At 43.0% G+C, this 26,190-nt stretch carries 25 protein-coding genes and 2 tRNA genes; 17 read left to right on the top strand and 10 right to left on the bottom strand.

The features are described from left to right. Nucleotides 1-102: 102 nt before the first annotated feature. Together L5M40_RS01145 and L5M40_RS01140 are read right to left on the bottom strand one after the other, a co-directional pair. Nucleotides 103-843, bottom strand: coding sequence for a TonB-dependent siderophore receptor (locus L5M40_RS01145; protein ID WP_263177206.1), 741 nt, complete (start codon nucleotides 841-843; stop codon nucleotides 103-105). After that, nucleotides 791-2,188, bottom strand: coding sequence for a TonB-dependent siderophore receptor (locus L5M40_RS01140; protein ID WP_263256182.1), 1,398 nt, complete (start codon nucleotides 2,186-2,188; stop codon nucleotides 791-793). Before L5M40_RS01140 ends, L5M40_RS01145 begins: the two co-directional genes overlap by 53 nt. A 125-nt stretch (nucleotides 2,189-2,313) precedes the next feature. On the opposite strand from L5M40_RS01140, the gene L5M40_RS01135 reads away from it, so the two are divergent. The 7 genes from L5M40_RS01135 (at nucleotide 2,314) to L5M40_RS01105 (ending at nucleotide 9,609) form a co-directional block, all read left to right on the top strand. Beyond that, entirely contained in the window at nucleotides 2,314-3,483 is a 1,170-nt protein-coding gene (locus L5M40_RS01135; RefSeq protein ID WP_131524752.1) for a PepSY-associated TM helix domain-containing protein, read from the top strand. After that, nucleotides 3,483-3,959, top strand: a complete 477-nt coding sequence (locus tag L5M40_RS01130) for a hypothetical protein (protein WP_105252512.1) — start codon at nucleotides 3,483-3,485, stop codon at nucleotides 3,957-3,959. Before L5M40_RS01135 ends, L5M40_RS01130 begins: the two co-directional genes overlap by 1 nt. A 271-nt stretch (nucleotides 3,960-4,230) precedes the next feature. Then, nucleotides 4,231-6,402, top strand: a complete 2,172-nt coding sequence (locus tag L5M40_RS01125; RefSeq protein ID WP_173496912.1) for a TonB-dependent siderophore receptor — start codon at nucleotides 4,231-4,233, stop codon at nucleotides 6,400-6,402. Nucleotides 6,403-7,040: 638 nt separating this feature from the next. After that, nucleotides 7,041-7,499 carry a hypothetical protein gene (locus L5M40_RS01120; RefSeq protein ID WP_263177208.1) on the top strand — a complete coding sequence of 153 codons (459 nt, stop codon included), beginning with the start codon at nucleotides 7,041-7,043 and terminating at the stop codon, nucleotides 7,497-7,499. A 183-nt stretch (nucleotides 7,500-7,682) separates the two neighbouring features. Continuing rightward, the gene (locus L5M40_RS01115) at nucleotides 7,683-8,333 is read left to right on the top strand and encodes a DsbA family protein (RefSeq protein ID WP_263177209.1); all 651 of its coding nucleotides are present in this window, start codon (nucleotides 7,683-7,685) and stop codon (nucleotides 8,331-8,333) included. A gap of 795 nt (nucleotides 8,334-9,128) precedes the next feature. Continuing rightward, entirely contained in the window at nucleotides 9,129-9,314 is a 186-nt protein-coding gene (locus L5M40_RS01110) for a CsbD family protein (RefSeq protein WP_198573216.1), read from the top strand. Between the two features lie 142 nt (nucleotides 9,315-9,456). Beyond that, nucleotides 9,457-9,609: a DUF3309 family protein gene (locus L5M40_RS01105; protein WP_301553935.1), complete on the top strand. Its 153-nt coding sequence runs from the start codon at nucleotides 9,457-9,459 to the stop codon at nucleotides 9,607-9,609. Nucleotides 9,610-10,032: 423 nt separating this feature from the next. On the opposite strand, the gene L5M40_RS01100 is transcribed toward L5M40_RS01105, so the two are convergent. The 4 genes from L5M40_RS01100 to L5M40_RS01085 all read right to left on the bottom strand — a co-directional run bounded on the left by L5M40_RS01100 (nucleotide 10,033) and on the right by L5M40_RS01085 (nucleotide 12,544). Next, entirely contained in the window at nucleotides 10,033-10,335 is a 303-nt protein-coding gene (locus tag L5M40_RS01100) for a ferritin-like domain-containing protein (protein ID WP_263256181.1), read from the bottom strand. A 388-nt stretch (nucleotides 10,336-10,723) separates the two neighbouring features. Next, nucleotides 10,724-10,800: transfer RNA gene (locus L5M40_RS01095), tRNA-Val, on the bottom strand. A 37-nt stretch (nucleotides 10,801-10,837) separates the two neighbouring features. Next, nucleotides 10,838-10,914, bottom strand: a tRNA-Val gene (locus L5M40_RS01090). Between the two features lie 250 nt (nucleotides 10,915-11,164). Next, nucleotides 11,165-12,544 carry an MATE family efflux transporter gene (locus tag L5M40_RS01085; protein ID WP_168827724.1) on the bottom strand — a complete coding sequence of 460 codons (1,380 nt, stop codon included), beginning with the start codon at nucleotides 12,542-12,544 and terminating at the stop codon, nucleotides 11,165-11,167. 33 nt (nucleotides 12,545-12,577) lie between these two features. On the opposite strand from L5M40_RS01085, the gene L5M40_RS01080 reads away from it, so the two are divergent. Continuing rightward, nucleotides 12,578-13,201, top strand: a complete 624-nt coding sequence (locus L5M40_RS01080) for a riboflavin synthase subunit alpha (protein WP_263177165.1) — start codon at nucleotides 12,578-12,580, stop codon at nucleotides 13,199-13,201. A 34-nt stretch (nucleotides 13,202-13,235) separates the two neighbouring features. Here the strand turns inward: L5M40_RS01080 and L5M40_RS01075 are convergent, their stop codons facing one another. Continuing rightward, nucleotides 13,236-13,436: a CPXCG motif-containing cysteine-rich protein gene (locus L5M40_RS01075; RefSeq protein ID WP_028759934.1), complete on the bottom strand. Its 201-nt coding sequence runs from the start codon at nucleotides 13,434-13,436 to the stop codon at nucleotides 13,236-13,238. Between the two features lie 247 nt (nucleotides 13,437-13,683). Continuing rightward, nucleotides 13,684-13,917, bottom strand: a complete 234-nt coding sequence (locus tag L5M40_RS01070) for a hypothetical protein (RefSeq protein ID WP_131525575.1) — start codon at nucleotides 13,915-13,917, stop codon at nucleotides 13,684-13,686. A 291-nt stretch (nucleotides 13,918-14,208) separates the two neighbouring features. On the opposite strand from L5M40_RS01070, the gene thrS reads away from it, so the two are divergent. The 4 genes from thrS (at nucleotide 14,209) to rplT (ending at nucleotide 17,335) form a co-directional block, all read left to right on the top strand. Continuing rightward, the gene (gene thrS, locus L5M40_RS01065; RefSeq protein ID WP_028759936.1) at nucleotides 14,209-16,137 is read left to right on the top strand and encodes a threonine--tRNA ligase; all 1,929 of its coding nucleotides are present in this window, start codon (nucleotides 14,209-14,211) and stop codon (nucleotides 16,135-16,137) included. A gap of 3 nt (nucleotides 16,138-16,140) precedes the next feature. Further along, complete coding sequence (infC, locus tag L5M40_RS01060) at nucleotides 16,141-16,683, top strand: translation initiation factor IF-3 (RefSeq protein ID WP_012089240.1); 543 nt, start codon at nucleotides 16,141-16,143, stop codon at nucleotides 16,681-16,683. An 84-nt stretch (nucleotides 16,684-16,767) separates the two neighbouring features. Beyond that, nucleotides 16,768-16,962, top strand: a complete 195-nt coding sequence (gene rpmI, locus L5M40_RS01055; protein WP_006081653.1) for a 50S ribosomal protein L35 — start codon at nucleotides 16,768-16,770, stop codon at nucleotides 16,960-16,962. A 16-nt stretch (nucleotides 16,963-16,978) separates the two neighbouring features. Then, nucleotides 16,979-17,335 carry a 50S ribosomal protein L20 gene (rplT, locus tag L5M40_RS01050; protein ID WP_006081652.1) on the top strand — a complete coding sequence of 119 codons (357 nt, stop codon included), beginning with the start codon at nucleotides 16,979-16,981 and terminating at the stop codon, nucleotides 17,333-17,335. 254 nt (nucleotides 17,336-17,589) lie between these two features. On the opposite strand, the gene trxB is transcribed toward rplT, so the two are convergent. Together trxB and ald are read right to left on the bottom strand one after the other, a co-directional pair. After that, nucleotides 17,590-18,543, bottom strand: a complete 954-nt coding sequence (gene trxB / locus L5M40_RS01045) for a thioredoxin-disulfide reductase (protein WP_219234163.1) — start codon at nucleotides 18,541-18,543, stop codon at nucleotides 17,590-17,592. Nucleotides 18,544-18,874: 331 nt separating this feature from the next. Further along, on the bottom strand, nucleotides 18,875-19,990 hold the full coding sequence (gene ald / locus L5M40_RS01040) for an alanine dehydrogenase (RefSeq protein WP_263177168.1): 1,116 nt from the start codon (nucleotides 19,988-19,990) through the stop codon (nucleotides 18,875-18,877). 179 nt (nucleotides 19,991-20,169) lie between these two features. On the opposite strand from ald, the gene lrp reads away from it, so the two are divergent. The 5 genes from lrp (at nucleotide 20,170) to crcB (ending at nucleotide 26,174) form a co-directional block, all read left to right on the top strand. After that, nucleotides 20,170-20,676: a leucine-responsive transcriptional regulator Lrp gene (gene lrp, locus L5M40_RS01035; RefSeq protein WP_006081649.1), complete on the top strand. Its 507-nt coding sequence runs from the start codon at nucleotides 20,170-20,172 to the stop codon at nucleotides 20,674-20,676. A 342-nt stretch (nucleotides 20,677-21,018) separates the two neighbouring features. Further along, nucleotides 21,019-23,784 carry a DNA translocase FtsK gene (locus L5M40_RS01030; RefSeq protein ID WP_263256179.1) on the top strand — a complete coding sequence of 922 codons (2,766 nt, stop codon included), beginning with the start codon at nucleotides 21,019-21,021 and terminating at the stop codon, nucleotides 23,782-23,784. Between the two features lie 56 nt (nucleotides 23,785-23,840). Beyond that, entirely contained in the window at nucleotides 23,841-24,467 is a 627-nt protein-coding gene (lolA, locus tag L5M40_RS01025) for an outer membrane lipoprotein chaperone LolA (protein ID WP_028759940.1), read from the top strand. Between the two features lie 8 nt (nucleotides 24,468-24,475). Beyond that, entirely contained in the window at nucleotides 24,476-25,807 is a 1,332-nt protein-coding gene (locus tag L5M40_RS01020; RefSeq protein ID WP_263177170.1) for a replication-associated recombination protein A, read from the top strand. Then, nucleotides 25,800-26,174 (top strand): fluoride efflux transporter CrcB, encoded by a 375-nt coding sequence (gene crcB, locus L5M40_RS01015; protein ID WP_028759942.1) that lies wholly within the window; start codon nucleotides 25,800-25,802, stop codon nucleotides 26,172-26,174. Before L5M40_RS01020 ends, crcB begins: the two co-directional genes overlap by 8 nt. The last annotated feature ends 16 nt before the right edge of the window (nucleotides 26,175-26,190 follow it).

Raw genomic sequence — 26,190 nt, 5'->3', positions numbered from 1 at the left:
AATCCATTGAAGTTTACCGGATGCTGTTTTAACGCAGGATAGTTTAGCTTTAGGTAAACCGCGCATAAAAGTGATGCGCGGTATTGGCGATTAACAATTAGACTAAAAATTATAGCTCAGGCTAAGTTCGACATTTCGCGGTTCGCCGAAGAAACCTTGATTATAGAAATCGATACTAGAGTAGTACTTTTCATCAAACAAGTTTCGAATATTCAAACGGACAATCGCATCATCAGTGAGTTGATAACTTGCCATAAGATTGGTAAGGAAATAACTGGCTTGTTCAGAGCTTTCGCCGTTAGGCCCCGCGTTTTCTACATAAATCTTGCTCTGCCAGCTTAAGTTGCCACCTAATGTGAGATCTTCTAGAGCGCCATCAAAGTGATAGAGCGAAGATAATCGTACTAAGTTTTTAGGCAAATGTGTGCCAAAGGCCGAACCATCGGCTTTTTCAGATTCACTGTAGGTGTAACTGAAGTACAGATCCCAATCCTCTGTGGGTCTACCCGTTAGTTCCATTTCAAAACCACGGTTACTGGTGCCATCCACAGCGCGCATTGGAAAGCTACCATCAGGAAGTGGGTCTTTAATGTTAGGATCTTTTTCCGCCACATTTTCCTTTTGAACTTTAAACACTGCAACACTGGCGGTGAGTTTTTCGTCGAAAAAATCGGCTTTACTGCCAAGTTCAATATTATTGCCAGTTGTCGGGTCTAAGCGTTTGTTATTAGCATCTTTGGCATCTTGAGGCTGAAAAATCTCAGTGTAACTGGTATAAATCGACACACTGTCACTGATATCGTAAATCAATCCCGCATACGGCGTAATGACATTTGTGCTCATAACCTGGATCGACTTTATATTGGCTGATACGGCTTCCTAACAGCAGTGTGACCTGATCGTGCAAATTGAGTTGGGTAGCAATATAGGCACCTTTTTGGATCTCTTCAGTCTCTTCATTGGTGGGAATCGATGGATAATTTGGCTCTGCAATCGAGCCATCCCACTCAAAGAAATTGCCTATGCTTAAAACATCTGTGGTGTAGAAAGAGTCGGCGCTAATATCTTGTTTTGAATAGAGTAGGCCGGTTGTTAGTTTATGTTCTCGACCCAATAGTTCGAATGGCCCTGAAGCAAATATTCGCGCCGCATCTTGCTTACGGGTTGATTGGTAGATCATAGGCAATGCACTCATCCCCAAACCTGTGATTTTATCTGGGGAGCCATATAAATATAGCAAGTGTCCATCCATCTTATCCTCACGATGTTCTATGTCGAGTTTGAGTTCCCAGTTATTATCAAAGTTGTGTTCTAAAGTAGAAAAAACGTTCGCACCATGGCGTTTCCAACTAGACCAAGATGCTGCAGTGGTCGTCGAACGGGGAAGGTCACTCGCTAAACTGCCGTCGGCATAAAACAGTGGCAGCGCTCCCCAAGTGGAGCCTTTAGGATCGCGGTCACTATAGTCCGCGCCCAAAGTGAATAATGTGCTATCACTTAATCTTGCAGTAACGACGCCATAAATTTGCAGATTTTCATCTTCGGCTAGATCGGTAAAACTATCTGATTTTTCATAGGCGGCAAAACGTGCTTGGACATCGGCATCTTCTGTTATGTCCACTGAACTATCACCTTCTACACGATAACTGTCCCATGAACCTACTTTTGCACTGAGGTAACCCCCTGGTGAAGATTTTGGACGTTTACGAATGAGGTTGATGGCGGCCGAGGGTTCTCCTGCACCCGTTAATAATCCGGTTGCACCACGAACCACTTCTACTCGATCGAAGATAACTGTATCGGTCGAAGCATCATTGAAGAAACTAGAATAGTTAACAGGCACACCATCAAATTGGAAGTTAGTGATTGGATTACCACGGGCGCTAAAAAAGTAGCGGTTAGTTTCTGCTTTCTGTGTAGAAATACCCGGTGTTAAAAACATTAAGTCAGCAACATTGTTAAGAGAAAAACTCTGAATAAATTCTTGATCTATAATCGTCACTGACTGCGGTGTTTCTCTCAGTGTTAAAGGTAAGCCCGTTGCTGTAGCAGCTTTATCTAAACGACTACCTTTAATACTGATCACTTCGATATTGGCGTCTGCGTCAGATTGAGTTTCGTCGGCGTAGGAACTCGGCGCTAACAATAGGCTCGAAATGAGCGCTGCTAACAAGGTTTTATCCATCATGATTCCCCATCATAGTATTTTGTGACCGGCATTCTAATTGAAAACAATTCCCAGTACATCGTATTGATAACAATTTGCATTACCTTTACACTCGCGAAATACGATAAGTGTTAGGAAAGTCACAAATGGCGAAGATCAGTAACCGATTCTGGTTTATGTTGCATGGTTGGGTGTCGCTCCCAATTTGGTTGTTATTTTGTTTTATCTGCTTGACGGGGACGATTGCGGTACTGAGTCATGAGATCACTTGGTTAACAAATCCTGCATCGAGGGCGTTGAACCCTAATGATTTACCCGTAAAACCGGTTAGTGAATTGATGACGATTGTTGAGGAAGCCTACCCAAGTGCGGCAGTCTCTGGCGCTATGACCTTAGAATCTTATATGGTCAATGTGATCATGTTCAGTGACGCGGATAAACCCTATGCCATGGCCTATGTCAATCAATACACAGGTGAAATCCAACAGATTAATGAAGGCATGACATTTGCCGGCTTTATCAGATCTTTACATGCTTGGTTATTATTTCCTTGGCAAAGCGGTTACAGCTTGGGCTATTACCTTGTCTGTTCGATGGCGCTGTTTATGCTCGCATCTTTAGTGACGGGACTCATTGTTTATAAACGTTTTTGGCGAAGTTTTTTTGCTCCGAAATTGCGTGTGAGTCAAGGTAAAAAGACACTATTGGCCGATTTGCATAAATTGTCTGGTGTGTGGTCTATTTGGTTTATCGCGATTATGGCCGTTACCGGATTATGGTATTTAGTCCAAGCCATTTTTTGGCATGCAGATATTGATATCGAGCCACATGCGCCATTGGTTGCTGCTGAGCAATTGCCCTTTATCCAAAAGGGTGATGTGAATCCCGCAGATCCAAGCGTGTCATTTGCACAAGCCTTAACATTAGCACAAACGCACTTTCCTGACTTTCAACCAAGCTATGTGATGAAACCCGAGCATAATCGTGACATGTATCATCTGAGCGGTAGTGGCGAGCACATTTTTTACGATCAGTATTCTTACAACCTTAGCATTAACCCTTGGACGGGGGAGATTACAAGAGCGACATCACCCGAGACGATGACAGGAATACAAACGCTAATGCATATCGCAGATCCTTTGCATTACGGTACCTTAGGTGGTATCTGGACAAAAATCATTTGGTTTATTTTTGGGGTGATCCTATCGGGTATGTCAATCACGGGATTTATGATGTGGGGACTGCGTAATGTGCGTGCAATTAAAAAAATGGGATCCCCCAGTACTGTGACAGATAGGTTAGAGGAGGTACGTTAATGGCTTTCATTCATTCAACTTTTTGGCAAAAAAATAAATATAAACTGAGTGGGTTTATTCTATTGCTCCCCCTATTGTTTTTGTATCAGTCGCTAACACCTACATTTCCACCGGCATGGCAGGCTCAAGAGTTAGGTGAATTTAAAATAGCCCCTTTACCCTTAGATCTAAAAGCACCCTATGTGCATCATGATGACTATGTGAAAGATTTCATGTTGGTTTTTGAAAAAGGTGAGGTAGGCAATATACGCCAAGGCTATGCCAATATTGGAACGCAGGCTTTGCCAATAGCAGATTTACAGCGCAGTGAAAATGGTATTTTACACGGTAATAAGCATGGCCAACACGTACACGCCATCGCAACTAAGACGCTAACCTCCGCCGATAGTCTGTGGATATCGATAGAGAATTGGCAAGGTGAGTGGCAAGTGGCAAAGTGGCCTCTACCTGCCGAGCTAATAGTACAGACACACTGATGAAGTAAAAGCTAAACACTAATGGCGATCCAATGGAGTAATAATCTCAGGGTCGCTTTTAGTGGCGTAGATTAAGAATGATTAACCGAATACGGGTAAAGAATAACCTTTTTCGCCGTAAACGCTCACTTTTGAAGGCATAAACACAACGGGGACGTTTATTCCTCATTAATAAATGATGAATTTGTTATATATATCACCAAAATACAAATGAAAGTGATTCGCAATAGTGTTACCGTATATCCATCCTAAATAAACTCCCTAAATTACTATGCGCTTTTATCTACTACCTCTCGCGTCTGCCATTACTTTGGCATTAAACCCTTTGTCAGTCTTGGCTGCAGAGCCGTCTTCTGCAGCAGATGCAAATGATCAAAATATTGAAAAAATAACAGTGATGGGCAAGTACACTGTGAGTCGAACCATTGATACCGCCACAGGTTTAGGGCTGTCACTGCAGGAAACGCCACAGTCAGTGAGCATCTTGACCGCTGAACGGATCCAGGATCAGGCACTCAATACCGTTGTTGATGTGGTTAATAACACAGTAGGTTTGTCTTCATCTAAAACAGATAACGTTCGAAATGGCTTTATGGCTCGTGGTTTTGCGGTTCAGAATTACCAGATCGATGGCGTACCTTTATCTTGGAGTTTGGGGGGCGATGCAGGTGAGACTGTGTCTGATATCTCTCTGTACGAGCGTGTAGAGGTGGTGCGTGGTGCAACAGGCTTACTAACGGGGGCAGGGGATCCTTCTGCTTCAATCAACCTAGTGCGCAAACATGCCGACAGTGACGAACTTAAGGGCTATGTTGATGTTGCTACGGGTAGCTGGGATAAAAAACAAGTTACCGCAGATGTTTCTAATGGCCTCAACGACAGTGGCAGTGTGCGCGGTCGCATGGTCGCTAAATATGTCAATAGCGATTCTTATCAGGATCTTTATCAAGACCGTAAGACCATTCTTTACGGCGTAATTGATTCAGACATTACTGACAACACTATGCTGCGCGTTGGCGGTAGTTACAATAACAACAACCCCAAAGGAGCGATGTGGGGGGCGTTACCAGCAGTATTCAGCGATGGTTCGGCTACTGATTGGGATGTTTCTACTACAACAGCGGCAGATTGGAGCCGTTGGGAAACGACTAACATCAACTATTTTGCTAACTTGAACCATTATTTCAGCAATGGTTGGCAGTTGGTGGCGAACTATAATCGCATGGAATATGAAACCACCACCAAAATGATCTATATGTCTGGCTTGCTGAATAAAGAAACCGGTGCAGGTTTGAGCGGTCAGCGTTATCACAGCCATGGTGAAAGTAACTCTGATAATTTCGATTTTCAGTTGAAAGGCGATTACCAACTCTTTAACCGTGAGCATCAATTTGTGACTGGTGCCTTATACAGCAAACAGAAATCCTATGCTGATACCTATGAACCCATCCGTGAGAATATGACAGGCTGGGACTCAAAGGCAGTTGAAAACTTTTATGATTGGCAAAGCAACGCCTTTGAAGAGCCTGAATGGTCAACAAACGCCAATCGCCAGTTGAATATGGATACCGAGCAGAAAGGTTTCTACGCAGCAACTCGGCTAACAATTACCGATGATTTAAAAGTGATTGCCGGTGGCCGTATTTCTAGTTGGAACCGCGAAGGGGTCAGCTATGGTACTGATACCAACTTTGGTGATGATGGCGTGTTCGTTCCTTATGTTGGCGCCTTGTATGACATAAACGAAGAGCATCGTGTTTACGCCAGTTATACCGAAATATTTAATCCGCAGAACAGTAAGGATATTAACGGTGATTATTTAGAGCCACTCGAAGGTAAAGCCTATGAAATCGGTTTAAAGAGCGCTTATCTAGATGATCGTCTGCATACCGCAGTGGCACTGTTTAAGATTGAACAGGATAATCTGGCAACACCCGCTGGAACTATCATTGTTGACGGTACTCCAACCACTTATTACAAAGCTGCTCAAGGTACTGAGAGTACAGGCTTTGAGTTAGAAGTGGTGGGGGAGTTTATCGATGGGTGGAATATCACGGCTGGCTATTCGCAGTTTACAGCGGAAGATGCTGACGGAAAAAAAGTGGCGACTACTAGCCCTCGCAAACAGTTTAAACTATTCACAACTTATCAGTTTGTCGATTACCTGCCTGAGTTGACCGTGGGTGGTGGTATTAACTGGCAGAGTGATAGTTACTCTGAAGGGGGGACAGTAAAAATCGATCAGGATGCTTACTCTTTAGTCAACCTGATGGCTCGTTATAACCTCACTGACAACATGGATCTGCAACTTAACGTAGAGAACCTATTAGACGAAAAATACTATGCTTATATGTCTGCCTCTGCCTCAATGTCCGAAGCATATAGCGTGTATCATTACGGAACCCCACGTAATGTGACCCTGAGCTTTAATTACCGCTTTTAAATTTCCGCTAAATAAAAGGAGTAGCCGATTTATCAGCTACTCCTTTTGTATCTTCTATTATTGTTATTCCCAATATCTTTATGGCTTGTTTCGTGCGTATTAACGACTCAGTACTGATATCGGTAAATATTGGGCTAGCTCACCTATGGTTCGTTCCTAAATATAATACTGTTATTAACTGAAAGCGGGAAGATGATGCCCTTCAATCTAGTTATGAAAGGGCAACATATTGTATTGGTAGTTTTCCCTCTTTCTTGTTCGCATTGTATTGTCAACAATCAGTGCGGCAACGAACAGAGTCAATAGAAAAATATAGGTATACTCATGCCATTAGCCTTATTACAAGGTTGTGGCTTATCGCCAGCTTTTTAAGCTAAAGACCAGATGTTACATAGATTAAGCCGTTGTTGGACTGATACAGTATTTTATTTTGATGACAAGATGTCAACAATTCATATCAATAATAGCCATCTGCTTTTGACTATTTAGTTAATAATCATTTCAAAACTGCACTTTTAATGAGACATAATGTCATAGTAAATATGGGCTTGTTTAGTAAGTTTACTTTCATCAATGCATAGAAACGTGATTCATTTTTCACAGTAAAGACCAAGGACTCCCGTTTTGAGGAGAATAATATGCAAATAGAAACGCTTTATGATGTTATGCAATGGACTAGAAGTATACACCAACAGCTGCATGCATTTGCGGCACATTGCGCACTTACAAATGATAGCGAAAGAAGCGGATTACTGTTAGAGTATATTTCAGCCCACGAGCAAAAAATGGCACTGGTTATCAGACAGTTCGAAGATAATGGCAATAGCAATGCACTTAACACTTATTGTCGGCATTATTATGAAAAAACCGCTATTCCTTTTAACACCATAGGTGAACATCCATTTAAGAGGATGGATACGGATGAAATAGCGATGGCCACACTTGAGTATCATAAAAATATTGTAGGGCTGTTTGAATATCTACAACATTGCAGTTCTGCACCTTCCGTAACTGAATTTCTTAGCAATATACTGTCCCTTGAAGAAGCAGAAAAGCGATTGCTGGCACGTAATATGAAACAAATCGATGACTTCTAGTATGTCTGCTAAAAATCACATCCTTGTACCTATTGCTCGGTGTAGCCTCGGTATTTATTCTGTAGTTCAGATATTGAAATCTTGACTTCTGTGGGTAACAAGTAGAACTGCCATCACAATAATTATTGATTAGCCTTGAAACTAGAGTGTATGACTTAAACTGCCACCTTATTAAGGATTAACATGAATCAACCCCTGATCATTGATTACTACTCTGATATTCTTTGTGTGTGGGCTTGGGTTGCACAACAGCGTATTGAGGAGTTAAATAAAAAGTTAGAAAATAAAATTCATTTTAAATATCATTATCTTGATGTATTTGGTGATGTTCAAACAAAAATTGAGACACAATGGAAACAGAAAGGTCAATATAATGGTTTTGCAGAACATGTACATAAATCTGCATCTATCCGTGATGACGTTCCCACAAACTCAAAAATATGGACTGAAGTCAGACCGACAACGTCAGCCAATGCTCATTTAGTGCTCAAAGCCATTGAACTTATCTATGACAAAAACACCAGTATCAATATGGCATTGAAATTTCGGAGTGCATTTTTTATCGATGCATTGGATATTGGTAAGCTTGAAATACTTTATGATCTGGTTGATTTCTATGAGCTGGAACAGAAAAAAATCATCTCAAGCGTTCATGATGGTTCTGCTATAGCCGCATTAATGAGCAACTACCAAAAGTCAGCACAACAAAATCTACAAGGCAGTCCAAGCTATATTATCGACGAAGGTAGACAAATATTTTATGGTAACGTAGGTTATCGTGTTCTTCTTGCGAATTATAGAAGCATTATTGTAAAAATCAGCAGTCGAGGCTAGTTGGTGCTAAAAACCTTAGACTACCAGTCTGTGGTTCTCTAAGTTCTACAATATGCTATGAACACCTCTAGACCATTTTAACGTTTTTAGAGTTATACCTCTTAGTTCCTTCTTCGTTTAGCCACTGAATACTCATATTCATATTTTTAATGGCATCGATGACATACCAAAATATAGCTACATTAGGTATCATCTGATGTTTCACTGTGTTTTAAGTTAAATTGAGGATTAAAATATTTATAATGTGTACGCTATCGCACAGACACACTTTTAGATAAATTATAAATTGGATGCAGAGTTTAGATTGATATGCCTTTAATGGGTAATCTTTATCTTAATAAGATGGTTTATGTTGTTTAGCTTGATATTTTGGCTCATCATTAGGATGTCAGCTTTAGCTGAAAAATCACTAGATAATTAAATAATGGAATTCAGCCATGACTAATACTGAATTTCAGTAAATAAAATAATCTCCACAATTTATACTTAAGATAAAATTCAAGATTGCTACATAATCACCCCTATTTAAACCAATGTTATATTGTAGAATTAATACCTAAGTTGACGCGGTGTGATTGATGAGGAGCCAGTCACACAATTTTATGAAAAAACCGCGGAATTAATTTTAGTCTAATTTTTATGTCGCTTTACTGATATTTTACCAACTAAGATTTTTACTAAAAATATTTAGATGTTTACTAAGCGCTATTTACTAAAAATGAACAATAGCTCATAGCTGATTGTTAGCGCTCATTATTATTTAGATGTTATATCAACAACAAAAGGAAATTGACCATGAACAAAGACCAGATAGAAGGTTCAATAAAAGACGCTGCAGGCAAAGTGCAGCAAAAAATTGGTGAGATCGTTGGCAACCCGAAACAGCAGATGAAAGGGGTTCAGAAACAGATAAAAGGTAAAACTCAAAAAGCAATTGGTAATGTAAAAGAAGCGACTAAGGATGCCGAAAAACACAGTTGATGTCAGAGGCTTTTACAATTAAGTAAGCACCTTAAGCATAAAGTTTGGCAGCTTTATGTGGGTATTTAAAAGGATCTTTGTCATATTGATTAAGATTTCTGGTTCGAGTTATATCCATAATGTCTAGGAGACTCTCATGAGTATAGGAACAATATTATTGGTGGTTTTGATTCTGATGCTGATCGGTGTGGCTCCGACTTGGCCACACAGTAAGAGCTGGGGGTACGGCCCGAGCGGTGGATTAGGTTTGGTAGTATTGATCCTCGTTATACTCCTTCTACTCGGTAAAATTTGAGCGATAAAGCCTAAGTCATGTACGACCTCAATATTGAGTCGTCATTTCTAACTGCCGTAGGTAGCTAAAAATAGTGAGTGATGTTTTTAGTCGTTCAAAAATGGCTGACATCGCTCGTTTTTCTTGCACGGCAGTGCTCGCCATTCTGAGATTGAAAGGTCCTATACGCCTAAGATTTACACGCAAGATATTTCGTTAAGGTAGCATTAGGTGAAGTCCTTCACGCTAAAAATGAAAGTCACTAAGTCCGTAGAATACAGTGTCCGTAGTAATACATTTGCACGCTAGTATTCTGCAAGGCTGTATGAAATGAGCTAAATGGTGCAATAACACATGCAGAGGTTTGTTTTATAAGAACGGCAGCTTAGTGACTAAAGGCGTTTGCTCACGAAAATGGCTTGCTCAAACAGCCAGATTGAATACTTATTTGTGAACAATAGGTGTGTGAGCAACAGGCGTCTCTGTAAAAAGGTAATGTTTTAGCTGTTTATCAAAGCTCGGATCTTGTCTCCTTATCCATTCTTGTAGCATTGCAGCATGTTCTTTTTCTTCGTCTCGATTATGTATAAGTATCTCTCTCAACTCATTATTTTTGCACGCATCAACTCTTTGATTATACCAGTCTATTGCTTCAAGCTCTTCCATCAGTGATGTAAGTGCACGGTGCATGTCCTTGGTTTTATCGGTGAGTTCAGTAATGGGTTCATGATAACATTCATTCGACATTGGGATTTCCTCGCTAAATGCAGATAGGATCGCTCACTATTGAGCGGTGATGATAATTGCAGATGATTGTCTTAACGCTATTTTCAACGAACAGACTTTGAATGCATTATTCTGCGACCTTAACCTTCGAGTGTCTGTTCGATGCCGTACTTAGTCAGAAATTTTTAGGCAGCTCGTTTAAAAGGATTGGAGAGGGCGTAGAAATACCACTGCGAATATTTGATTTAGCACAGGATATTACTTTGGATGTTGAACTTTGAGATATTTGGGAATGAATTTTAAATCAAAAGATAAAGGCAGTGAAAACCATAAACACCTGCTTTAAAAGGCAGATTAATGTATTTAGCTTGATAAGCAGAGGGGGATTAATGAAATACATAATAAGAAATGGTACACCCGAGTGGACTCGAACCACCGACCCCTACCATGTCAAGGTAGTGCTCTAACCAACTGAGCTACGGGTGCACTGTTTGAATTTCAAATTTAGACTCTTTGAAGAGAGTGGTACACCCGAGTGGACTCGAACCACCGACCCCTACCATGTCAAGGTAGTGCTCTAACCAACTGAGCTACGGGTGCATCGCAAAATTTAACAAGCTATTCAAAAGCGTTGCGCCTTGGAACGAGCGCTATATTAGGGGCATAGCGCAGGGCTGGCAAGCAAAAAAAACAAATTTGTCGTCAAATGGTGAATTGCTGTGCAACTTGCCCAGTGTTTCAACAACGCCGCTGATAAAACCGCAATTTCTTATTCGCTTTACTTCAGAGAATGCATCGAAATCAAACTGATAAACCAAAAGGCGAGTACTGTCGCTCGCCATTAATGCAATCAATGGTGAACACTGTCACCTTCAATAAGGCTCAAATGCACGCCATGCTTTTGGATGTAACGCAGACGAATGAAAAATAACAGCGCTGCTGAGGTCAAGCCCGCAATCAATCCTGCCCAGAATCCATGGGCGCCCATCGCGGGAACGATATGGTCCGTATAAGCTAAGGTATAACCGAGTGACATACCAATCCCCCAGTAGGAAAACAGCGTGATATAAAAAGCGCTGCGTGTATCTTTATAACCGCGAAGAGCACCCGCTGCGACCACTTGAACTGAATCAGATAATTGATACAGGGCTGCCATCAACATCAAGCTGCCAGCTAAGGCAACCACTTCAGGATCACCATTATAAAGTTTCGCAATTTGGAATCTAAATAATACGGTCAAAACCGCTGTCGTTAGAGCAAGGGATAGTGCCAGCCATAAGCCCACTTTAGTGACCACAGCGGAAATATCGGCGCGATCACGGCCTAAGTAATAACCAATCCGAATCGATACCGCGATACCGATAGATAACGGCAGCATAAATACGATGGCAGAAAAGTTGAGCGCAATCTGGTGACTTGCGACCACTGTTGCGCCAAGTGGCGCGAGTAATAGCGCTATGATGGCAAATAAACTCACTTCAAAAAACAGCGCCATTGCTATCGGCATGCCGAGTTTGGTCATTTTCTTCATAGTTTCAAAGTCTGGGCGATGAAATTTACTGAAGGGAGCTAAAGCCGCGAACTTTTTATGCAACTGCATGTAAATGGTCATGGCAACTAGCATGGCCCAGAATACGAGAGCAGTGGCGATACCACAGCCTGCGCCGCCCATGGCCGGTACGCCAAAGTGTCCATAAATAAAAATATAGTTAGCGGGGATATTTACGGCTAGACCGACAAAACCAATGACCATGGTCGGTAAGGTATAGGATATACCTTCACTGCAGCCACGTAGTACTTGATAAAGCACAAATGCGGGCGCGCCCCATAAAATACCGTCGAGATATCCTATGGTTAAGCGGTATAATTCAGGCTCCAAGTCCATGTGGCCAAGCACAAAGGGGGCTGATGCAAGGAAAACCATCACACCAATGCCGCCTATAATGGCAAGATAGGCACCTTGAAAGGCCAAAGGTTGGATAGCTTTTTGATTATTCGCGCCATTATAGTGGGCAAATAAAGGCGTAAAAGCCATCAGCAAACCTTGGACGAACAGAATAGCGGGTAACCAAAGGCTAGTGCCGACTGCGACGGCGGCCATATCGACTGCACTAACACGGCCCGCCATAACAGTATCAATAAAGCCCATCATGGTCTGAGTGACCTGAGCTATTAGCACCGGCAGCGCCAATTGGATTAAACGTTTGGCTTGATAGCCTGAATGATTCATAAATACAGCCTTTAACGATTAAGCGAGCAGAAAATGTTTACAGGTATAGTTCAAGCCACCTGCGAGGTGGTTGCAATACATAAGAAAGATGGCCTAAATACCCTTGAGGTAGCGTTCGAACCTGATTTGCATGAGGGACTTGCGATTGGTGCAAGTGTGGCAAATAACGGGGTATGTCTTACTGTGACTCAGGTCGTTGATGATAGGGTATTTTTCGACGTAGTGGAAGAGACCTTGCGACTGACGAATCTGGCTAATTTGTCTATAGGTCAAAGCGTTAATGTTGAGCGTTCGTTAACTTTTGGTAGTGAAATTGGTGGGCACATTCTCTCTGGCCATATCCATACTAAGGCCAAAGTCATCGATATTAGCCATACAGAACAGCATTATGATCTGACACTTGGCATTGAGCCTAAATGGATGGATTACATTTTTTATAAAGGTTTTGTTGGCGTTAATGGCTGTAGTTTAACGGTTGGCGAGGTGAGTGACTCCGGTTTTAAGTTGCACTTAATTCCTGAAACCCTAAAACTGACCAATTTAAGTCAGTATAAAGTGGGTGATGAACTCAATACTGAGATCGACAGCCAAACACAAATTATCGTCGACACAGTCGAGCGCGTGCTGGCCAGGCGTTTTAACGAACAAGCACGTTAGTTTTGTGACATCGCAGCGTGTAGTGCAATCTCGTTTAATAGATTTGCTCGTCGTCTGAATCGATATACAGCTCAACCGTTCGTCTCGATTCATCGATGTGTAAGCGTAAGTGAATCGGATTACAACAAATTCGGCAGTCATCGTAATAATCTTGGTCTCCACAGCTGGCATCGATACTGATATCTTGATGGTGCCCGCAGTGGGGACAAGCAATAACTTTGTTCATGACTCTCATGGTGCAACTCCTTATCGCCAATAGAGCGAATCGCTCTGCTCAATCAACGCATCTCATACTTCGTACGCTTATCGCTTATATTGTCTGCGCTTTGACGATTTCGAAACCTGAGTGCGCTTTATGTGCTTCCTATTTGAGTATACAGTAGAGTGCAGTGCACTGACTTAGATGAAGTCGGTCTCAAAACGCAGCATGATAGACCTTCTGGTTAAATATTTTCTTGTTGGATCATTATCTCTTCTAAAAACTAGTCCTTTGCCGTCACTAACCCCTCCATTTCATTGCTGTGTAACACGCCATCGCGGGCATCTTGGGTAATATCCAGCGTTAAACGCTGCATCTGTTGCTCAAGTTCACTTTTAATATCAACGAGTAACACTTGAGTATCAATCAAAGATTTGCTTGTGATTTTCACCTGCGGCTCAGGTAAAGCGGTTGCTGTGTGCGTGAGTGTTACAGCCAGTAGAATACAGTTCAACATATCAACTCCCTTGTCATGTTTTCAGTGATGCCCAATAAACTGGCGCTAGAATAGGGGAGTTAGATGACCAAGAAGTTACCAAGACACTGCAAAATCATGAATTTGCTTTTTGTTTCCAATCCCAATTCTGGTCAATATGCTTGCGCCTTTTAGCTACAATCCCTTAGAATAAACGCCCTGCTACGCAAGGCGGCTAAGACTCCTGTACTGTCTTAACCTAGCGAGCATTTCTCTTACATTAACTAAAACCAAGTGGCCCTACGTGTGGGTCACCACTGGAAAGGACATTTCATGCCTGTAATTACACTTCCCGATGGTAGCAAACGCGAGTTTGCTCATGCTGTATCGACCCTCGATGTTGCCGCCGATATTGGCCCTGGTTTAGCGAAAGCTTGTATCGCTGGCCGCGTTAATGGCGAATTAAAAGATGCTTGCGATCTCATTGAAACCGATGCTGAGCTATCAATCATTACCGCCAAAGACGAAGAAGGTGTTGAAATTCTTCGCCATTCTTGCGCGCATTTATTAGGTCACGCGATTAAGCAAATGTGGCCAGAAACCAAGATGGCGATTGGTCCTGTTATCGATAATGGCTTCTACTATGATATCGACCTTGAGCACAAGTTGACTCAAGATGACATCGACGCCTTAGAAAAGCGCATGCTTCAACTGGCAAAAACCAACTATGACGTAGTAAAACGTGTCGTTAGCTGGCAAGAAGCCCGTGATACATTCGCTGCGCGCGGTGAAGATTATAAGATTGCCATTCTGGATGAGAACATCAGCAAAGACGCGACGCCTGCGCTATATCATCACGAAGAATACACTGACATGTGTCGTGGACCGCACGTACCTAACATGCGTTTCTGCCAACATTTTAAATTAATGAGCATTGCCGGCGCTTATTGGCGTGGCAACTCAGAAAACAAGATGTTGCAACGTATCTATGGTACCGCTTGGGCCGACAAAAAAGCCCTGAGTACGCACTTAACCCGTCTTGAAGAAGCGGCTAAGCGTGACCACCGTAAAATCGGTAAGCAGCTCGACTTGTATCACATGCAAGAAGAAGCACCGGGTATGGTGTTTTGGCATAACGACGGTTGGAGCATTTTCCTCGAATTAGAAAGATTCATTCGCCGTAAGCTAAACCAATACACTTACCAAGAAGTGAAAGGTCCATTAATGATGGACCGCGTGTTGTGGGAACGTTCTGGTCACTGGGATAAATACTCAGAAGCCATGTTCACGACCAGCAGCGAAAACCGCGAATACGCCATCAAGCCAATGAACTGCCCAGGCCACGTGCAGATCTTCAACCAAGGGTTGAAATCTTACCGCGATCTGCCATTGCGTATGGCTGAATTTGGTTGCTGTCACCGTAATGAACCTTCAGGCTCGTTACATGGATTAATGCGTGTACGTGGTTTTACGCAAGACGACGCCCATATTTTCTGTACTGACAGCCAAGTTCAAGAAGAAGTGAGTGCCTGTATCCAGATGGTTTACGATACTTACGCCACCTTCGGCTTTGAAAATATCGTAGTAAAACTGTCGACTCGCCCAGAGAAACGCATCGGTGACGATGCGATGTGGGACAGAGCGGAAGAAGCACTTAAGCAAGCTCTGCGTGCCAATAATATTGAATTCACTATTTTGCCAGGCGAAGGCGCGTTCTACGGACCAAAAATCGAATTTACTTTACACGATTGTTTGGACCGAGCGTGGCAATGTGGTACTGTGCAGCTCGATTATGCGTTGCCAAGCCGTCTTGGTGCAACTTACGTTGCCGAAGATAACAGCCGTCAGACCCCAGTGATGATCCATCGTGCTATTTTAGGTTCTTTGGAACGATTCTTGGGTATCTTGATAGAAGAATATGCAGGACGTTTCCCAACTTGGTTAGCCCCAATGCAAGTTGTCGTGATGAATATCACCGATAAACAGGCTGATTATGTTGAAGAAGTCGTAAAATTCTTCAAAGAACAAGGTATTCGAGCGTCTTTTGACTTGAGGAATGAGAAAATAGGCTTTAAAATACGCGAGCACACCTTAAGGCGTGTCCCTTATTTGTTGGTCGTTGGCGATCAAGAAATGGAAAATAAGGAAGTAGCGGTGCGTACCCGTGATGGTATCGATTTAGGTAAGATGCGACTTGAAGATTTCGCCACTAAAATCCATCAACAGATTTCGCTCCGTAGTCTCAAATTGTTGGAGGAATAGGTCATAAAGATCAAAAAAACAGCAGGGCGTCAGCCGGCCCCTAATAGAATCAATGAAGAAATCACAGGTGTACCAGAAGTACGCTTAACAGGCATTGATGGTGAAGCTATTGGTGTGGTAAGCATCAGAGATGCTCAGAATTTGGCAGATGAAGCAGGTGTAGACCTAGTAGAAATCAGCCCAAATGCTGAACCTCCAGTATGTCGCATTATGGACTACGGTAAGTTCCTTTTTGATAAGGCTAAGTCAGCCAAGGAACAAAAGAAGAAGCAAAAGCAGGTTCAGGTCAAGGAAATTAAATTCCGTCCTGGAACTGACGAAAACGACTATCAGGTAAAACTACGCAACCTGATACGTTTTCTGGAAGACGGGGACAAAGCGAAGATTACGCTTCGTTTCCGAGGTCGCGAAATGGCACACCAAAACCTGGGTATGGATCTATTGAACCGTATCAAGGCTGATTTGGACGAGTATGCGGTTGTTGAATCTTTCCCGAAAATGGAAGGCCGACAAGCAATTATGGTGCTAGCGCCTAAAAAGAAATAAGTAGGGCAAAACTTAAAGTAGCAAAGGTCTATGGCCTTTGCTCGCCTTGCTTTTTATTAAACATCCCAATGCGGAGTTTTAGAAATGCCTAAAATGAAAACAGACAAGGGTGTAGCGAAGCGTTTTAAGAAAACCGCTAATGGTTTCAAGCGCAAGCAAGCACACTTACGTCACATTTTGACGAAAAAAAGCACTAAACGTAAACGTCACTTACGTGCCAAATGTTTAGTATCAAAAGCTGACGTTCCAGCAATCGCGCGTCAATTACCTTACGCTTAATTTAGGAGATTAGAAAATGCCAAGAGTTAAGCGTGGTGTAACCGCTCGTGCTCGTCACAAGAAAGTTTTAAAACTAGCTAAAGGTTATTATGGCGCTCGTAGCCGTACTTACCGTGTTGCTGTTCAAGCAGTAACTAAAGCTGGTCAATATGCTTACCGTGACCGTCGTCAGAAAAAACGTCAATTCCGTCAACTTTGGATTGCACGTATTAATGCTGCCGCTCGTCAAAATGGTCTGTCTTACAGCCGTTTCATCAACGGTCTGAAAAAGGCGTCTATCGAAATCGATCGTAAGATTTTGGCTGACATCGCTGTATTCGATAAAGTTGTATTTGCAACTTTAGTTGAAAAAGCAAAAGAAGCGTTAAACTAAGAAATTAGTTTGTTGCTGTAGAGAAGGGACCATTTGGTCCCTTTTTTTGTGCGCCATTTTAGGCTTAACCCAACCTAAACACTTATAAGCGCTCATTTAACTGGTACAAGATTAAGAATCGGTGAAGGAAAGAAATGTGCGTGCGTGAACAATATTAATTGGCACAGCCTGCAAAAAATTTTGCTATTACTTAACGATTTTGACCTAAAAAAATAGCAGGCTAAGCCTGCTATTCGTTGAAAAATCGAGTCTAATTATTTTTTAGCGTCTAAATAACGCTCTGCATCGAGTGCGGCCATACAGCCTGTACCGGCAGAAGTAATGGCTTGACGATAATGTTGGTCCATCACATCACCACAGGCATAAACACCTTCGATACTGGTTTGCGTGGCGTTACCTTGCAAGCCACTCTGAACTTTTAAATAACCGTGGTTCATTTCCAACTGGCCTTCAAAAATACCGGTATTAGGGCTGTGACCAATAGCGACGAACACGCCAGCAACGGATAAGTCAGTGATCGAGCCATCTTTAGTGCTCTTCATCTTTAGACCTGTCACACCCATGGCATCACCAACCACTTCATCCATGGTTTGATCTAAGTGAAGGATGATGTTGCCATTGGCGACTTTGTCCATCAGACGGTCGATCAAGATTTTTTCTGAGCGGAAGGTGTCACGGCGATGGATGAGGTGAACTTCAGCAGCAATATTGCTTAAATATAATGCTTCTTCAACGGCGGTATTGCCGCCACCGATCACAGCGACTTTTTGATTGCGATAGAAGAAGCCATCACAGGTTGCACAGGCTGATACACCGCGACCTTTGAAAGCTTCTTCTGACTCTAACCCTAAGTAACGGGCAGAAGCGCCAGTTGCGATGATCAGCGCATCACAGGTGTACTCGCCGTTATCGCCTTTCAGACGGAAAGGGCGCTCGGTAAGGGTCACTTCGTTGATATGATCGAACAAGATTTCAGTATCGAACTTTTCAGCATGCTTCTGCATACGTTCCATCAAGGCCGGACCTGTTAAGTCGTCCGCATCGCCTGGCCAGTTTTCAACTTCAGTCGTCGTGGTTAATTGACCACCTTGTTGCATACCTGTGATCATCACAGGTTTTAAATTCGCACGCGCAGCATAAACGGCTGCGGTATATCCTGCTGGGCCTGAACCCAAAATCAATAAGTTACAATGTCTGACCTGGCTCATTTTTATCTCCGTGCCTTTAGCAAATTGCAAGGATTGTAGGGAATTTACCTGTGGGGGTAAAGTGTTGGAGGGCGATTCTTTTAGATTGCACTAATCGAGTCCATCCGTTTTAGTATGGAGAGTGTCAGTTTTACTTTACTGTGAATAAATAGCTTAAGTGTGAACCACGAAATGAAGCACGGGATGAGCTTGTATAAATATGATGGTGCGATCGCAGTGGAGCCTATTTCTACCCAATAAAAATCGGCCTCAATTGTATCGAGACCGATTTGAATTACATACTAAGTAAAGCTAGCTCAAATCCACATAAAAAGTTAAGTTAATTAAAAACTTATACTAATAGTGTAGCAGGAGATGTGAACGCTAAGTTTAGGGCGTGAGCCACTTCCTTACACACCACTTTACCGTGCATGACGTTTAAGCCATTAAGAAAATGCTTGTCTTGCAACAGCGCTTCTTTATAGCCTAAATTTGCTAACTTGAGAATGTACGGTAAGGTTGCATTGTTAAGCGCAAATGTTGAAGTGCGAGCGACCGCACCAGGCATATTTGCAACACAGTAATGCACAACATCATCAACGATATAGGTAGGATCTTGGTGAGTAGTGGCATGTGAAGTTTCAACACAACCGCCTTGATCGATCGCCACGTCAACGATAGCGCTGCCAGGCTTCATACGTGAAATCATGCTACGAGTAACCAATTTTGGCGCCGCAGCACCTGGAATTAGTACACCACCAATCACAAGATCGGCCTCAATAACATGACGTTCAATTGCATCTGCAGTTGAGTAAATGGCTTTTACAGCAGAACCGAATTGCACATTTAAACGACGCAGAGCATCAATACTGCGATCAAGAACAACAACATCAGCACCCATACCAACTGCCACTTGTGCTGCATTAGTACCAACCATACCGCCGCCAATAATGACGACTTTAGCAGGCTCAACTCCCGGTACGCCGCCCAGCAACATACCGCGGCCACCAGAAGATTTCTCTAATGCCATAGCACCAGCTTGGATTGACATACGACCAGCGACTTCAGACATAGGAGCAAGCAAAGGCAGGCCACCACGATCGTCTGTCACAGTTTCGTAAGCGATACATACGGCACCACTTTTGATTAAATCTTCAGTTTGCGGTAAATCTGGAGCAAGATGCAGATAAGTAAATAAAATCTGATCGTGACGCAACATAGCGCGTTCAACTGCTTGAGGCTCTTTTACTTTTACAATCATCTGCGCTTTAGCAAAAACTTCAGTAGCAGTCGCTAAAATTGTGGCGCCAGCATCAATATAATCTTGATCTGAAAAACCAATACCTATGCCTGCATTTGTTTCAACAAAAACGTCGTGACCTTTGATCGCCAACTCGCGAACACTAGAAGGAACCATACCGACACGATATTCGTGGTTTTTAATTTCCTTGGGAACACCAATAATCATCTTTGAGCCTCAATTGCCTGAAATCCCACTTTTAATGGGCATAATTGTTATTTTATCGTGACCTGAACGTGATTAATTCAGGGATATCTAGTATAGTATCGGCGACGCAGTTTATGCTGCTGAACTTTCGGCATACGTAGAATAAAATGTTGTTTTAGTGATAAAGCAAGGTTAAATAAATGGCATATAATAAAAAGAGTCCTGTAAAAGACTTGGATCGCATCGATCGCAACATTCTTAATGAACTACAACTTGATGGCCGCATTTCAAATGTGGAATTGTCAAAAAGAGTCGGACTAAGTCCAACTCCGTGTTTAGAAAGAGTAAAACGTCTCGAAAAGCAAGGTTACATCAATGGCTATACCGCATTGGTGAATCCTCATTTCTTGGGTGCATCCCTACTGGTATTCGTGGAAATCACATTAAGCCGTGATACTCCCGAAGTGTTTGATAAGTTTAACCGTGCAGTGCAACTACTCGATGATATTCAAGAATGTCATCTGGTTTCAGGCGATTTTGACTACTTACTGAAAACTCGTGTTTCAGATATGTCGGCTTACCGTCGCTTGTTAGGTGAAACTTTATTGAAATTACCTTCTGTTTCCGACACGCGTACTTATGTTGTGATGGAAGAAGTTAAGCACACCAGTCGTGTAGCGATAAATCATCTACTCTCAGATATCTAAATTACCCTGATTGTTTGGTTTTACAATAAGGGGCTTAGGCCCCTTATTTATCAGTAACGTCGATATATTCATTTCATTTTACGCCTATTGCTATTCGCCTTGTATTGCCCTTAAGTTTACGAACTTAGGGGCTTCTTTTTGTGGCATTTTTAAGCAAACTTGTTAACGGAAGTGTTTGTGTAATAACTCATTCCTCCCCAAAAGCACACTAAAACACCTCAATAGACCAAATTTTGCCAATCATGACCAATTCTGTATAGAAAAACAGGCTAATGTGCTCCACATTTAGTGGGATTCTGGTATCGTTACCCCACCTGTTTTCACTTTTATGGATTACGTCGTTTGTCTCAAGGAAATAGTGTACGCACGCTCACTGGCCTGCAACGTCTGCTGGAAGGCGGACTCATCATTTGTTGTGTTCTTGCCACTTATATTTTGCTCGCATTGACGAGTTTTAGTCCGTCTGATCCTGGTTGGAGTCAGTCGCATTTTCAAGGCGATATTAAAAACTGGACCGGAGCAGTAGGGGCTTGGATTGCCGATATTCTGTTATATTTCTTCGGCGTTACGGCTTATATCATGCCAATCATTGTCGCATCGACGGGTTGGTTATTGTTCAAACGTGCCCATCATTTACTTGAAGTTGATTACTTTTCAGTGGCCCTGAGATTGATTGGATTTTTACTGATCATTCTGGGATTTTCTGCTTTGGCGAGCATGAATGCCAACAACATCTACGAGTTTTCGGCAGGCGGAGTGGCGGGTGATGTCATAGGCCAAGCCATGTTGCCGTATTTTAATAAACTCGGCACTACCTTATTACTGCTGTGTTTCTTGGGCTCAGGCTTTACGCTGTTGACTGGGATTAGCTGGCTGACTGTCGTCGAGAAAATCGGCTTAGTCTCTATTTGGATTTATAAAAAGTTAAAATTATTGCCGCAAGCGATGAAGCGTGAGCATGAAACCGAGGATACCCGTGGTTTTATGTCCGTGGTGGATAAGTTTAAACAGCGCCGTGAATCCCAATATGTGCTAGAAAAGCCCCCCATAGTTGAAAAGCCTAAGGTGCGTGAGCGTCATATTGGTCGTAGAGCTGAGATAACCCCAACGCTATATGCTGCCACTGATGATATGGTCATTGAACCAGAAGGTATTATTACTGAAACTGAGAATAATTCGTCGCCAAAAAACAAACTATCGGCGCTTGCAAAAATTCTGAGCTTGAATAGCAGTAAAAGTAAGAGTGCACAACGGGTTGAGCCACAAATCGATAATGATGATTTGGCCGCCCATGGCAATTTTGAAGCGCCACCTTGGCTAGCTGAACCTCAGCATTCAAATACCGATGAGCAAGACAGTGCCGATTTTAATTCGCATTCATTAGATCATGATGACAATGAGCCAGTGTTTAGCAGTCAAGCATTTACAGAAGATGAAGACGATGAAAGTCTAGGTTTTAGCGATGATGACATCATTGATTTTGATACTAAAGTGTCAACAGGTGCACTGAATCAAGCGCAGCGTAATAAGCAAGATCAAAAAGCTAAAATTGTCGATGGCATTGTGGTATTGCCAGGACAAGAAGACAAACCCGCACCGAAAAAACCGATGGATCCTCTGCCGAGTATTAACTTGCTCGACATACCTGACCGTAAGAAGAATCCCATCAGCCCAGAGGAATTGGATCAAGTAGCCCGCCTTGTTGAGCTTAAGTTGGCCGATTTCAACATCATCGCCAATGTGGTGGGTGTGTATCCAGGTCCTGTGATCACACGTTTTGAATTAGAATTAGCGCCGGGCGTTAAAGCGTCAAAAATCTCTAATCTATCAAAGGATTTAGCTCGTTCATTACTGGCTGAAAGCGTGCGTGTGGTTGAAGTTATTCCGGGCAAGGCTTATGTAGGACTCGAATTGCCCAATAAATTCCGCGAAACCGTGTTTATGCGCGATGTGTTAGATTGTGCCGCCTTTACTGAGAGTAAATCCAACTTAACTATGGTGTTAGGCCAAGATATTGCTGGTGACCCTGTTGTTGTTGATCTTGGTAAAATGCCACATTTATTGGTAGCCGGTACTACAGGCTCTGGTAAGTCTGTGGGTGTAAACGTGATGATCACCAGCTTACTGTATAAGTCTGGCCCAGAAGATGTACGCTTTATCATGATCGACCCCAAAATGTTGGAATTGTCTGTCTATGAAGGTATTCCGCATTTGCTATGTGAGGTAGTTACCGACATGAAAGAAGCTGCCAATGCGCTGCGTTGGTGTGTCGGCGAGATGGAACGTCGCTACAAGCTGATGTCTATGATGGGCGTACGTAACATCAAGGGCTATAACGCTAAAATTGCCGAGGCGAAGGCCAATGGCGAAGTGATTTTAGATCCTATGTGGAAGTCTTCTGACAGCATGGAGCCAGAAGCGCCTGCGTTAGATAAGCTGCCATCGATTGTTGTCGTGGTCGATGAATTTGCTGACATGATGATGATTGTTGGTAAAAAAGTTGAAGAGTTGATTGCCCGTATTGCCCAAAAAGCGCGTGCCGCAGGCATACATTTAATTCTTGCAACCCAAAGACCGTCAGTGGATGTGATCACTGGTTTGATTAAGGCCAACATTCCCACACGTATGGCGTTCCAAGTGTCATCGCGTATCGATTCGCGCACCATTTTAGACCAACAGGGTGCCGAAACCTTGCTTGGTATGGGTGACATGTTATTTTTGCCACCGGGTACTGCGGTACCGAATCGTGTTCATGGTGCGTTCGTTGATGATCATGAAGTTCACCGTGTCGTTGCCGATTGGTGCGCCCGTGGCAAACCGCAATATATCGAAGAAATCCTCAACGGTGCCAGTGATGGTGAACAAGTATTATTGCCTGGTGAAACCGCTGAATCAGACGAAGAATACGATCCGTTATACGATGAAGCAGTTGCCTTTGTTACAGAAACTCGTCGCGGCTCAATTTCAAGCGTACAGCGTAAATTTAAGATTGGTTATAACCGTGCAGCCCGCATTATTGAACAGATGGAAGCACAAGGTATTGTTTCTGCTCAAGGCCACAACGGTAACCGTGAAGTCTTAGCGCCGCCAGCACCAAAACATTATTAAGCCGCGCTAAGGCGTAGCTTTGATACACCCAAGGGTTTTACAGGGTAAGGAATAAAATGAAAAAACGATTATGCGCTGTGTTGTTAGCTTCACCTTTGCTATTTAGCGCGGCTGTGTTTGCCGATGATGCGCAGCAGCTTAGGGAGAAATTGATTGGTACCGCGTCACTAAAAGCCGATTTCAAACAAACCGTAACAGATGTCAATAAAAAGGTTATTCAAACGGGGTCTGGCATTTTTGCCTTAGCGTATCCGAATCAATTTTATTGGCATTTAACCCAGCCCGATGAATCACAGATTGTCGCTGATGGTAAAGATTTGTGGATCTACAATCCTTTCGCCGAAGAGGTGGTCATCATGGATTTTGCTGAAGCAATCAATGCATCACCCATCGCATTGCTCGTCCACCGCGACGATGCGACTTGGTCACAGTATTCAGTGTCCAAGAAACAAGATTGCTATGAGATCAAACCTAAGGCGATTGATTCGGGCATATTGTCCGTCAATGTGTGTTTCAAAAATGCCCAGTTAGTCAACTTTAATGTTGCCGATGATAAAGGTAATTTAAGCCTGTTTGATTTAAGCAATCAGCAAGCCATCACAAATAAAGACAAAGCCTTGTTCACCTTTGTGATCCCAGACAGCGTCGATGTTGATGATCAACGTCGTAAAGCAGCGCATTAGGCTATCGCGTGAGCAGTTTATCGTTTAATTTTGCGCCCGACTTTCGTCCCTTGGCCGCGCGCATGCGCCCAAGAACGATTGGCGAGTACATAGGTCAAGCCCATTTACTGGGTGATGGCCAACCACTACGCAAAGCATTGGAAGCAGGGCGCGCCCATTCCATGATGTTGTGGGGACCGCCGGGCACAGGTAAAACAACCTTAGCTGAATTAATCGCACATTATTCAAATGCTCACGTTGAACGCATTTCAGCGGTCACCTCTGGCGTTAAGGACATTCGCGCCGCGATTGAGCAAGCAAAAGCCGTTGCAGAATCCCGTGGCCAACGTACTCTATTGTTTGTCGATGAAGTCCACCGATTCAATAAGAGCCAGCAGGATGCCTTTCTGCCATTTATTGAAGATGGCACAGTGATCTTTATCGGCGCGACCACAGAAAATCCGTCTTTTGAAATCAACAATGCCTTACTCTCGCGGGCAAGAGTCTATCTTATCAAGCGCTTAAGCCATGATGAAATCGGCCATATAGTGACTCAAGCCTTAAACGATACCGAGCGCGGTTTAGGCCTACGACAATTTGTAATGCCAACCGATGTGCTCACCACATTGGCACAACTTTGTGATGGTGATGCCCGTAAAGCGTTAAATCTTATTGAGTTGATGAGTGATATGCTCATCGACGGTGGCACCTTTACCACTGAAATGTTAATTCAAGTGGCGGGGCACCAAGTTGCTGGTTTTGATAAGAACGGTGATCAGTTTTACGATTTAATCTCGGCTGTACATAAATCCATTCGCGGCTCAGCACCCGATGCCGCGTTGTATTGGTTTTGTCGAATATTAGAAGGCGGTGGCGATCCGCTTTACGTGGCAAGGCGCTTACTGGCGATTGCCTCTGAAGATGTGGGCAATGCCGATCCTGCGGCGATGACAATCGCACTGAATGCCTGGGATTGTTTTCACCGTGTTGGCCCCGCCGAAGGTGAGAGAGCAATAGCACAAGCCATTGTTTATCTTGCCAGTGCGCCGAAGAGCAACGCTGTGTATACCGCATTTAAGGCGGCGCGTGCGTTAGCTCGCGAAACAGGGCAAGTCGAAGTGCCGCACCATTTACGCAATGCACCGACTCAGTTAATGAAAGACATCGGCATGGGAGCTGGGTATCGATATGCCCACGATGAAGCCAATGCCTATGCCAGTGGTGAAAATTATTTCCCCGAATCCCTGCAAACAGCACAGTTTTATTTTCCGACTGAGCGAGGGTTCGAGAAACGGATCAAAGATAAATTGGCGCAATTAGTCCAGTTAGATCAAGCCAGTGAGAACAAAAGATATGACTAACATCTTATTAGTGGCTTTCGGCGGGTCAATTGGAGCAGTTTTACGCTATCTTATTTCAATATTCATGATCCAAGTATTTGGCAGCAGTTTTCCTTTTGGTACACTGTTGGTTAATGTTATAGGTTCATTTTTTATGGGCGTAATTTACGCTCTGGGGCAAATGAGTCATATCAGCCCTGAACTCAAAGCGCTTATAGGTATCGGTCTATTAGGTGCTTTGACAACGTTTTCGACTTTCTCTAATGAAACCTTGTTGCTGATGCAAGAAGGGGATTGGCTGAAGGCGATTTTGAATGTGGTGTTGAATCTAAGTCTATGTTTATTCATGGTGTACTTAGGTCAACAACTGGTTTTTTCTCGCATTTAACTATTAAGAATATATC

Source organism: Shewanella sp. SM68 (assembly GCF_025653925.1).
GTDB classification, from domain to species: domain Bacteria; phylum Pseudomonadota; class Gammaproteobacteria; order Enterobacterales; family Shewanellaceae; genus Shewanella; species Shewanella oncorhynchi.
The sequence above is the reverse complement of the archived record's forward strand: the minus strand, read 5'-3'. Positions and strand labels throughout refer to the sequence as shown.